Here is a 10,383-nt window from a genome sequence, read left to right as displayed (position 1 = left end):
CCGCAGGGACACCCGGTGCATCACGTCGACGAACGGGATGATCAGCCGCAACCCCGGCTCCCGCACGCCGTGCAGCCGGCCAAATCGGAGCACAACGCCCCGCTCGTACTGCTTGACGATCTTGATCGAGAGCGCGAGCAGCCCCACGAGCACTAGCACGATGACGACGAAAACGACGATCTGCGTGGTGGTCATCAAAACCTCCTTGGAGGGACCGCCCTCCACTGCCAGGGTGCGTCGCCGTTCGCGGGCGTGCGAGAGTCACAAGTCCTCAGCGCCCCATTCAGGGTCGCGGTTGGGTCGGGGACTGGCGCGGTGACGCAGTAGCGCTCCGTTTCCAGCCCCCGCCCGTCGAACCGTGCATGCGGTTCTCCCGCACACGGCTCACCGACGTCCTTCACCGGCGGTGTTCGACCGGAGCCCGCCAGGGCCGGTTCGGCCTGGGGGCGACAACGGTTCCATGGAGGTTGATCAGCCCAAAGCGGTCCCCGGAACGGATCAACAACGCTCGTCCGTAGCGGCGGCCACGCTTGTGGCGTTTGCCGACGAACAGGCACATCCGTTCATCCGCGTAGGCGCTGATCTTGTCGAAGGACTCGGCCGAGTTTCCGTAGCGGAAGTACCCGACCCAGCCGCGCACGAAGAGGTTCACCTCGCGCACGACGTGCTCGACCGGCACCGCGAGCCGCGACCGTGCCGTGAGTTCACGGATCCGGTCGCGGGCATGCTGTGTCGCCTTGCGTGAAGGCCAGCGGGCCAGAAACGACAGGCGGCGCGTGCTGCGCGCCGCCCGGGTGGATACCCACCGTTGGTGGAAGCCGAGGAAGTCGAACCCTTCCCCGCCCTCCTGCAGGTGCACGATCCGGGTCTTGGCCGCCTTTGGTTCCAACCCAAGTTCGGCCAGCAGCCCGGTCAACCGAGCCCGCGCCGCTCGCGCCTGCCCCTGCGTCCGGCACATCACCACCAGATCGTCGACGTAACGGACCAGCGTCCCGTAAGCAGGTCTCCAGGCCCGGTCGAGCCGGTGCACGTAGACGTTGCAGAGCAGCGGGGAGACGACCCCGCCCTGCGGGGTGCCGGTGACCGCACGCCAGACCTGACCGTCCCGCATGACTCCCGCGCGCAAGATCACGCGCAGCAGCTTGGGCACGGCCCGGTCGCAGACCCGTTCCTGGACCGCCTGCATCAACTCCTCGTGCGGGATCGCCTCGAAACAATTGGCGATGTCCGTCTCGACCACCCACCGCTGTCCTTTGAACGACTCGTCCAGCAGGACTTGCAAGGCGTCCTGCGCCGCCCGCTTGGGTCGGAACCCGAACGAACACGGCAAGAAGTCGGCCTCGAAGATCGGCTCAAGCACGATCTTCAACGCCGCCTGCACGATCCGATCACGCACCGTGGGGATCGACAGCGGGCGCCGCTCGGTGCTGCCGGGCTTCGGGATGAACACCCGCCGCGCCGGGACCGGCCGCCATCTGCCGTCCTTAAGATCCGTGACCAGTTCGTCGAGCAGCCGGGTCACCCCGTACTGCTCCACCGCCTCCAGGTGACCCCGTCGATGCCGGCCGCGCTGTCATTGCGGCGCACCTGGCCCCAGGCCCGCCACATGACGTCCCTGCGCAGGACCTTGTCATGCAACGCGTGGAACCGACGTCCGGGATCGGCCTTGACGCCAGCGGAGAGCATCGCCGCCCGAGCCGCCTTCACAGCAGTTGGACGCACGTCTCCACCCCCTGGATCCTGGATCCGCTCCAGTGTGCCGGCTCAGGACGCGCCTGATGCCGAACGAGGTTCGTTGATCTTGGACGCACCGATCACGTCAACGCTGGCATTGCCGCGCGGTTGCAGAGGGCCCACGTCTGGTGGCTGCGGCGGAGTCACCCGAGACGGATTCGCGGGGGGACGCGGTCCAACAGCAAACACAACCGCCAAGGTCGCTGAACGTCTCCGCGAATCACTCGGCGGGTGCGGTGAGGTCCTTGTCCTCCATCTCCCATGCGTGGTCCATGACATGGAAGGCGCTGTGCCGGATTTGAAACGGCAGGTTCCACGATCGCATCCGCTTGCCCTCACCGGCGTTGTACGCCCGCATGGAGGCGACATACGTCTCTCGATAGTCACGCAGGCCCTTCGGCGTCAGCGCACCGCCCTCTGCTACCCGCAACCCCAAGCGCTTGGCGAAGTCCTCGCTCTCGGTGCGGATGGTGTGGCGGATGATCTGGTCGCGGTCGCGCCCACCGCCACGAGGGCCCTTGCGTATCTCCGCGGACACCCACGCCGCCACCGCGTCGAAGAACCCCCAGCACGCGCGGAGCAGCCCGATCTTGCGGTCGACTCGGCGTCATCCATCGGCTCGTGCTCCAGGCCCGAAGGAGAGAACGAAATGCCCCAGAAGTCCGTCGAGCCCGTGCCGACCCGGTCCTCGACGACCTCGAGAGGCCCGGCGGCGTCGAACTCGTCGGCCATGCCGGCCGCCACGGCGACCCGCCGGTACCGCCCGCGATACGACTCGAGCAGCTCCAGCGACAGCTCGGGGTTCCTCGCCCCCCGGCTCCAGCCCGGCCAGTCGACCGCAAAGGCCACCGTCTTCTTCCCCTTGGGCCCGCGCTCCAGGACGGTGCGAACCGGCATGCGCCGGATGCTACGCGCGTCCACAATCGTGTTCCACCGCGGTTGCGGACCGTGGCGCACCAACACCCGAACCGTGACCCGGGCAGGTGAAGCCCCCTCGGGCGGTGATCCTGGCGGGCTCCGACCTCACGCGCCGCGGCACGGTCCAGCGCCAGGCTCACGCCACCCCCCTCGCCCTCGCCCGGTCGTCCTCGGGAGCGGCGTCCAACACCCAGCCCGTGCTGACCCGGCGCATCCGCCGCGGGCCGGGTCAGCCTCTGAAGCGGCGGCGATCGCCGAGCCATGCCCACGCGCCCGCGGGACACCACGACCACGGACGCTTCCGGACCGGCGCGTTGAGCACTCGGCTTGGCCCCCGGTCCGAGCCCGCCTCCCCTCTTCCATGGAAGGGGATGCCTGAGTAGCGTGAAGCATCGCTCTAGGCGGGTCCCCGGTGTAAGGGCGGCTGCCATGCATCACTTCCGAGTTTCGCACCAGGTCCAGCTCGACTCGACCGTCTTGCCCCCAACGGTGTTGCGGCGCGCGGGTCGGGCAGCTACTGCTCCGGGGTCGGCGACCCCCACCACTTACGTTCGAGTGCCCTAGCTGGAGGAGTGCATCATGCGTGTTCGCACCCGAACCTCGGCTCGTCTGGCGGTCGCCGTGGCGGCGGCCGTATCCCTGGCAGTGGCGGGTGCGCCGGCGGCGTCGGCGACGCGCACCGCTGGCGGTATCGCCTCCCCCGCACTCGGCGCGCGCGTCGTCTTCGACGAGTACGGGGTCCCGCACGTGTACGCCGGCACGCTGGCCGGGCTGTTCTTCGGTGACGGCTGGGTCACCGGTGAGGAGCGGCTGTGGCAAGCCGACCTGGTGCGGCGCACCGCGACCGGCACGCTGTCCGCCCTCATAGGGCCGGGTGCCGGGAACAGCCACGTGCTGTCGGATGAGTACTTCCGCCAGTACACCGGCGGCACCGCCGGGCTGACCCGGCTCCTCGCCGGGCTCGACCGGTCCAGCCGGATCAGCGTGGATGCGTTCGTCGCCGGGTTGAACGCCGAGATCGCAGCGGCGGAGCACAACGGCACCCTGCCGCTGGAGTACACCGCAGTGCACGCCACGCCGCAGCTGTGGACCGCGCAGGACGTGCTGGCCAGCGGGATGCTGTCGGTCGTGCAGGTCGGCACGACCGGCGCGGACGAGCTGGCCAACGCCGCGGTGCTGCAGGACCTGGTGGCCAGGCTCGGCCCGGCCGCGGGGGGCCAGGCGTTCGCCGACACGCACTGGCTGGATGACCCGAGCGCACCCACGACCGTCCCCAGCGCGCCCGGTCGCAGCCACCCAGCAGCCAACCGCATCCTGACGGCGTCGGCCGGCACCCAGCTCGACCATGGCGCGGTGAACCGCACGCGCGCTCTGCTCACCGCGGCCGCGCAGCAAAGCCAGGCGCTCGGCTTCGGCGGCCCCGGACACTCCAACGCGATCGCGCTGGCCGGGCGGCTGACCCGCAGCGGGCAGCCGCTGCTGCTCGGCGGCCCCCAGATCGGCTACAGCACACCGCAGGGGTTCATGGAGCTGAGCTTGCACGGCGCCGGCTTCGATGCCACCGGCGTCACCCTGGCCGGTGTCCCCGGGGTCCTCATCGGCGCCGGGTTCGACCACGCCTGGACCGTCACCACCGGTGGCGACGACAACCAGGACCTCTACGTGGAGACCCTCGACCCGGTCGGCCACCCCGGCGCGTACCTTTTCGACGGTCAGTGGCGGCCGTACAGCTGCCGCACCGAGACGGTCCAGGTGGCCGGCGGCTCCCCGGTGACCTTCCCGGCGTGCGAGAGCATCCACGGCCCGGTGCTGAGCATGTCCGGCAGCACGGCCATCGCGCTGCGCGACGCGACCCGCAATCGCGTGGGGGACACGCTGCGGGCGTTCTTCGGCATCGACCAGGCCCACAACCTCAACCAGTTCGTCCGTTCCGCCCAGCGGGCCGGCGGCAGCCTCAACTTCACCTACGCCGACACCAAGGGACACATCGCCTACACCCACGTCGGACCGGTGCCCATCCGTCCAGCGTCGGACAACCGGTTCCTGCCGCACCCCGGCGACGGCAGCGACGAGTGGCTCGGGTTCCTGCCGACCAGCCAGCTGCCACTGGTAGTCGACCCGGCGCGGGGCTGGCTCGCCAACTGGAACAACAAACCCGAGCCAGGCTGGACGAACTCCAGCGACGGCTTCTGGCAATGGGGGCCGGTGCAGCGCGTCCAGGTGATCACCCGGCAGCTCGACCGCATCGCCCCCCACACGGCCACCATGGCAACCCTGGAACGCATCAACCAGACCACCGGGCAGACCGCCGAGACACCACCGGGGAACCCGGACGTGCTGGTGGTGCAGGCACTGCTGCGCCCGATGCTCGCCAACGTCGACCCCTCGACCGATCCCCGGCTGGCACCGGTCCTGGCGCTGCTGCGGTCCTGGGACCAGCAGCGGGTCGACCAGAACAGCGACGGCACCTACGACAGCCCAGCTCTGACGGTGTTCACCGCCTGGTATGCCACGTTCGTCACCCAGGTCCTGGTGCCCACCCTCGGCAGCCCGTTCGCCGTCGGCGGCGCCGACGAGAACACCACCGCCAACGTCGTCAGCCGCCTGCTGGCCGGGCACCGGGCCGCGCTGCCGCTGACCTACGACTACCTGCACGGCACGAGTCTTCACGCCGCCGTGACCAACAGCCTGGTGGCTGCGCTGGACGCGCTCACCGCCCGCTACGGCACCACCGATCGCAGCCGCTGGCTCACCAGCGACGTCACCATCTCCTGGGACCCGCTGGGCGCCGGCAGCGTGCCCAGCACCCCCTGGATGAACCGTGGCACCTACAACCAGATCCTCAGCCTGGACAAGGCCGGACCACGCGGTGAGAACGTGGTCGCCCCGGGTGAAAGCGGCGACGTGCGCAGCCCGCACTTCGCCGACCAGCTGAGCCTGTACGCGACCTGGCAGTACAAACCCATGTGGATCAGCCAGGCCGACGTCCAGGCGCACGCCACAACCGTCGAGATGCTCACGCCCTAACCGTCCGGCGTCATCCCGGGAGAGGTCAGCCGTCGGACGGCTGCAGGCACCGCCCTTTGGGCACCCACCAGCACACTGCCGCCGCCCGAGCCGGACCAGGCTGTTGGCTCGCCGCATGCTGACCGGCGCCGCCAACCGCTGCTGACAGCGCCCGGGCGCGTGGCCGCGCCGGGGTCAGTGGTGGAAGCTCCCCGCCGCTCGGCTGGTCCGGTGAGTCACCCGAGGGCGAGGCCGTGTCCTTCCAGGCCAGAGGCATGGTGCTCGCCCTGTGGGGACGCGAGCAGCTGGCCACCGACAGCGCGGTTCACGACCAAGGCGGCTGGGGCGGGGTGACGCTGGCGATCAACGTCGGCTCATCCTTGGAGGTGCTCGCCGTCCTCGCCCAGGCCCGGTCCGCGAGGGCGAGCATCGGACGCCCCGGCGTAGCCACGTTCAGGGGCGGGTACTCCGGGGTGTTCATCGACCCGGACGGCCACCCGTGGGAGGTGGCACACAACCCCGGCTGGGTCCTGCGAGCGGACGGGACGGTCTGGCTGCACTGAGAGACGCTGCCCGGCTGCGGACCAAGGTGTGGCCACCTCCGCTTCGAACTTCTCGTCCGCTCCCGACAAGGCACAGCGACTTGGAGCGGTGCTTCTCGATCGCACCACATCGGCCTGCGGGCCTGGTGTCGGCGAACGCGTGCGACCAAGTCAGGCTGCTGAGACCAAAGCGCTCGATGGTCAGGGCCAGCGGCACCGTCAGGCTGTGCTGTTCCGAGCAGTCGAGACCCTCAGCTCTGCCGCTGTCTGGGTGCGCCGGGTGCGGCGCTGTGGTTGTCTGACCCGGTGAGCGAGCAGTGGACGGCGCCTGCGGTCGATCGGGCCGAGCCGGACCGGGTGTGCGGCGAGCGCGCCAGCCTCGAGCAGTGGCTGGACTATCACCGGGCGACGTTGCTGATGAAGTGCGCCGGTCTGACTGCCGACCAGCTCAAGCGGCGCGCCGTCCCGCCATCGCGGCTGTCGCTGCTGGGGCTCGTCCGGCACATGACCGAAGTGGAGCGCTGGTGGTTCCGCATGCACGCCGCGTGGCAGGACCACGCCATGCCTTACGACCCAGATGCTGTGGGCCTCGACTTCGAGGACATCGAGGGCGCCGACGCCGCGGCCAACCTCGACGCCTACCGCGGCGAGTGCGAGCAGGCCCGCGCCGCCGTCGCCGGCCTCCCGCTGGACGCCGAAGTACCCAGCCGGGGGGATCACCCCGACCGCGTGCGCGACATCCGCTGGATCTTCGTGCACATGATCGAGGAGTACGCACGGCACAACGGACACGCGGACTTGCTGCGGGAGCAGATCGACGGCGCTACTGGCGACTAAAGCGGCCGCCCACGCAACCATGGCTTCAAGATCACCGAAGCCGTCGCCGTCAACCCGTCGGATAGCGCCGGAACTCGCGCTCGAGCATCACTTATGCGCGGATGCATTGAGGCGCTCAGTGGGGAAACTGAACCGATTTCAGGATAGGCAGGACGCCGTGTGATCCGCCGGGTCGGTCGCTGCGTGCCCGCCGGGGTCGCGAAACTCTGGTACCGAGCAGTTCGCCGCCTCGCTCATCGCGTCGACCGACCTCACCGATGTGGGCCACTTCGTCGACCAGCGTCTGCAGCGCCTCGAATCCGCAGGTCCGTCAAGTCCGTGCGCTGGCCAGTGATCAAGTCCCTGAGGAAGTCCGGGCCGTTGCCGCAGACCTTCCGGGCGCGAGGGGGTCCGGACGATGATGGTGTCGGCACGACGGTTCAGCGGCAAACGACAAAGGAGGCGACTCTGGGAGTCGAGGAGAACAAGGCGATTGTGCGGCGGTTCCTCGATGAGGTCGTGGGTCGCGGAGACATTGATGTCGTGAGCGAGCTGTGCACAACGGACGCGATGAACCACGCCGCAGCACCCGACCGGCAGCACGGCATCGAGAACATAAGAGCGGTCATGGCGTTCACGCGTCGCGCCCAACCCGACCAACGGTGGGTCGAACAGCACATGAGGTTGGTTGGGTCGGGGCTGGAAACGGAACGCATCAGCGTCACCGCGCCAGCCCCCGACCCAACCATGCTCGTGGGCAGCGCAGGGTCCTCACTCGGGCGTGGGTGGTGAGGCGGGCGGGGGTTTTGATCAGCTCGCGGCGCCATCGGGTGATGCCGATGTGGGCGGGGTGGTCGAGCAGCAGGTGCAGCCAGCGGGTCAACCTCACGGCGAGGAACGCGGTCATGACCCAGGCGGTGTTGACCGCGTGGTCCCCGGAGGCAGATGCCGTAGGGCGGCGCCGTGCTTGGCTTGCTTGAACAGTTCCTCGATGTCGGTGCGGTGCCGGTGCCAGTACTCGACCGCGCTCGCTTGGGCCGCGGTGGTGGTCTCGAGGTTGGTCGGGATGAACGAGTAGCTGTAGATCGTGTCGATGCTCGCGGTCAGTGCGAGGGCGAGCTGGCCCGGGGCCAGGGTCCGGCGGCGCCGGGCGCGGGGGTCGGCGCTGATGGTGTCCGCTCGGTGCTGGACTCGGCGCACGATGACTCGGGTCCCGGGCGGCCAGTCGGGGTAGGGGTAGTCCAGGGCGGTGACCTCGCCGTGGCGCATGTCGATCGCGGGGGTCCACGCGCCGGGGTCGATCCGGTCCAGCAGGGACCAGACCTTGGGTTGTCGTTGCTGCCCGAACGCGAAGTCAGCGCCCGCGGCCACGATCGAGGACGCGGTCGTCTTCGAGCAGTAGCCGATGTCGGCGCGGACCCGTGGCCGTGGCCGGCCCGGACCGGTGACCCCGGCCGCCGCGAGCCACCCAACGCCTCGGTGACCATGCCGAGGACCGGGGTGTGCGCGGTGGTCCGCGAGTTCGTCAACCGGGCCGCGGTCAGCAACCCGGCCTCGGCCCACGTCGCGGCATGGACCCACCCACTGAGCTGGCCCTGGTAGTTGTAGGTCACGGCCTGCTTCTTCTTGCCGTAGACCTCGATATCGGTCGCGTCCAGATCGATCGTGACCGGGCCCCGCAGGCCGCGCCGCGCCCGCGCCGAGGACATCCTCAGGACCCGGGCGGTCACCGGCGCGGTCGCGGCCGTGAGCGCCGCCCACTCCGGCTGCTCGAGCCGGCGCGCCAGGCCCGTGACCGGGCCCGACGCCGGCGTCGGGGACTCGGCGAAGGACTCCGCGACCCGATCCGTGCGACGGTGGCCCAGCCCGACGAGATGATCCGCACCGGCCAGCTGCGCGGCGGCCAACGCCAACGCGATCTGCCCCGGTGAGCAGCCCCGTCGCCGTGACTTGAACCCCGGCACCGCCGCGTCCAGTGCCGCGACCAGCCCGACCCGCTCCGCCAGCTCGTGGACCGCGAGCAACCCCGCCGACCCCGTCAACGACGGGTCCGGCGCGCCGACCCGAACCTGCTTCCGACCCCGGGGAATGCCTCGTAGAGTGCTCACCCAGAAGGTGCCTCTCTGTGATGACCGATTGAAGCTTCGCAACTCCAATTGTCATTGCCAGACAGGCACTTTCCTGTTTCCGGCACGCCCGATCCGACGCCTTACCCACGGACTCGGGTCAGAAGGGGGCGAAGGAAACCATGTTCGTCATCGGCTCGGGCGAGGACACGGAGGTTGTCGAAGTCGCAGCAACAGACATCCAGCTGTTAGCAGTCACGGGCCTCATCGTCGTCCTCGGACGGCCAGTTGCGCCATTTCAGACGGTCGTCACCAACATCGATGAGTTCGAGGCACTGGTCGACATCGACAGCGTCCGCAGACACGATGCTTCGCGTGTCCAGGTGTGTCCGCGGGGATCGAGGCGGGGACAGTCGTGCCGGGCGGCCGGTGCGTGTGTGCGGTCATGACCCCGCTGTGCGCCCCGGCGGGGACATCGCACGGGATGCGCCGAGGGCGAAGCACGGGCGTCAGGTACCTGGAGGGCTGTGCTGAACCCGCGGGGCGCGCGAGTGGACGCGCTCGCCCTGCGGCCCGAACAGGCTCAGGACCTCGGCGGACTGCTCACCGGTGCTGCCGAACCAGTGCGGCACCCGGGTGTCGAACTCGACCACCTCGCCGGGCCCCAGGACCCAGTCACGGTCGCCCAGCACGAGCCGCATGCGACCGGACAGCACGTAGAGCCACTCGTAGCCCTCGTGAGCGGTCAGTCGTGGCATGCTCTTGGTTTCAGGGATGACGATCTTCCAGCCTGCACCCTCCCGGCTGTCGCGTGAGCGGTAGCACCGTGCGTCCGTTCTTCCTGTGCGCCTTGAGACGGATCCGCGGGTCGCCGACCTCTGGCGCCCCGACCAAGTCGTCAAGCGGAACTCGATGGGCCTGGGCGAGCGGAAGCAGCAGCTCCAGGCTGGCGCGGCGCTGACCGTTCTCCAATCGGGACAACGTGCTCTTGGAGATGCCGGTCGCCTCGGCCAACTCGGTGAGAGTGACGCCACGCTGGGCGCGCAACTGCCTGAGCCGCGGACCGACCTGGTCGAGCGCCGCCGCGATCGTCGTGTCCTGCACCGGCCCATGACAGCGCACCCTTCCCGGAAATGGGGCTCTCCTGACGTATCCGTCTCGCTTTCCGCACATCTCGGCATAGGTTTCACGACGTGATGCCGTAGGCACTGTGCGGCACCTTGAGTAGGTCGAGCACCTGGGCTTGGATGCGCGTCAGCTCGGGAGCGAAGGTCTGCACGATCTGTCCGTTGCTGACGAGG

10 protein-coding genes and 1 pseudogene are annotated in these 10,383 nt (G+C 69.5%); 4 read left to right on the top strand and 7 right to left on the bottom strand.

Annotated features, from left to right (window positions below; all coding sequences use genetic code 11):
- The 4 genes from VIM19_04425 to VIM19_04410 form a co-directional block, all read right to left on the bottom strand.
- On the bottom strand, positions 1-195 hold a 195-nt coding region (locus tag VIM19_04425; GenBank protein ID HEY5184154.1), incomplete at its 3' end, for an SPFH domain-containing protein.
- A 202-nt stretch (positions 196-397) separates the two neighbouring features.
- Complete coding sequence (gene ltrA, locus VIM19_04420; protein HEY5184153.1) at positions 398-1,537, bottom strand: group II intron reverse transcriptase/maturase; 1,140 nt, start codon at positions 1,535-1,537, stop codon at positions 398-400.
- Entirely contained in the window at positions 1,519-1,722 is a 204-nt protein-coding gene (locus tag VIM19_04415) for a hypothetical protein (protein ID HEY5184152.1), read from the bottom strand. The genes ltrA and VIM19_04415 overlap by 19 nt, the downstream gene beginning before the upstream one ends.
- A 232-nt stretch (positions 1,723-1,954) precedes the next feature.
- Positions 1,955-2,272, bottom strand: a complete 318-nt coding sequence (locus VIM19_04410) for a hypothetical protein (protein ID HEY5184151.1) — start codon at positions 2,270-2,272, stop codon at positions 1,955-1,957.
- A gap of 959 nt (positions 2,273-3,231) precedes the next feature.
- Between VIM19_04410 and VIM19_04405 the strand changes: the two genes are divergently transcribed.
- From VIM19_04405 to VIM19_04395, 3 genes are all read left to right on the top strand, one after another.
- Positions 3,232-5,679, top strand: a complete 2,448-nt coding sequence (locus tag VIM19_04405) for a penicillin acylase family protein (GenBank protein ID HEY5184150.1) — start codon at positions 3,232-3,234, stop codon at positions 5,677-5,679.
- Between the two features lie 233 nt (positions 5,680-5,912).
- Positions 5,913-6,221 (top strand): VOC family protein, encoded by a 309-nt coding sequence (locus VIM19_04400; protein ID HEY5184149.1) that lies wholly within the window; start codon positions 5,913-5,915, stop codon positions 6,219-6,221.
- 285 nt (positions 6,222-6,506) lie between these two features.
- Positions 6,507-7,037: a DinB family protein gene (locus VIM19_04395; protein HEY5184148.1), complete on the top strand. Its 531-nt coding sequence runs from the start codon at positions 6,507-6,509 to the stop codon at positions 7,035-7,037.
- Positions 7,038-7,737: 700 nt separating this feature from the next.
- Here the strand turns inward: VIM19_04395 and VIM19_04390 are convergent.
- Both VIM19_04390 and VIM19_04385 read right to left on the bottom strand, forming a co-directional pair.
- Positions 7,738-7,923, bottom strand: a complete 186-nt coding sequence (locus tag VIM19_04390) for a hypothetical protein (GenBank protein HEY5184147.1) — start codon at positions 7,921-7,923, stop codon at positions 7,738-7,740.
- The gene (locus VIM19_04385; GenBank protein HEY5184146.1) at positions 7,920-8,387 is read right to left on the bottom strand and encodes a hypothetical protein; all 468 of its coding nucleotides are present in this window, start codon (positions 8,385-8,387) and stop codon (positions 7,920-7,922) included. Before VIM19_04385 ends, VIM19_04390 begins: the two co-directional genes overlap by 4 nt.
- A gap of 108 nt (positions 8,388-8,495) precedes the next feature.
- Here VIM19_04385 and VIM19_04380 point away from each other — a divergent pair, with 108 nt between their 5' ends.
- Positions 8,496-8,618 (top strand): hypothetical protein, encoded by a 123-nt coding sequence (locus VIM19_04380; protein ID HEY5184145.1) that lies wholly within the window; start codon positions 8,496-8,498, stop codon positions 8,616-8,618.
- Between the two features lie 973 nt (positions 8,619-9,591).
- On the opposite strand, the pseudogene VIM19_04375 reads toward VIM19_04380, so the two are convergent.
- Positions 9,592-10,186 (bottom strand): annotated as a pseudogene (locus VIM19_04375) (XRE family transcriptional regulator).
- Between the last annotated feature and the right edge of the window lie 197 nt (positions 10,187-10,383).

The organism is Actinomycetes bacterium (genome assembly GCA_036510875.1).
Taxonomy (GTDB): Bacteria; Actinomycetota; Actinomycetes; order Prado026; family Prado026; genus DATCDE01.
The sequence above is the reverse complement of the archived record's forward strand: the minus strand, read 5'-3'. Positions and strand labels throughout refer to the sequence as shown.

Bases quoted from the DNA above. Each gene is read 5' to 3' on its own strand.
- VIM19_04405 (HEY5184150.1), top strand. From the start codon at position 3,232: ATGCGTGTTCGCACCCGAACCTCGGCTCGTCTGGCGGTCGCCGTGGCG.
- VIM19_04390 (HEY5184147.1), bottom strand. From the start codon at position 7,923: ATGACCGCGTTCCTCGCCGTGAGGTTGACCCGCTGGCTGCACCTGCTG.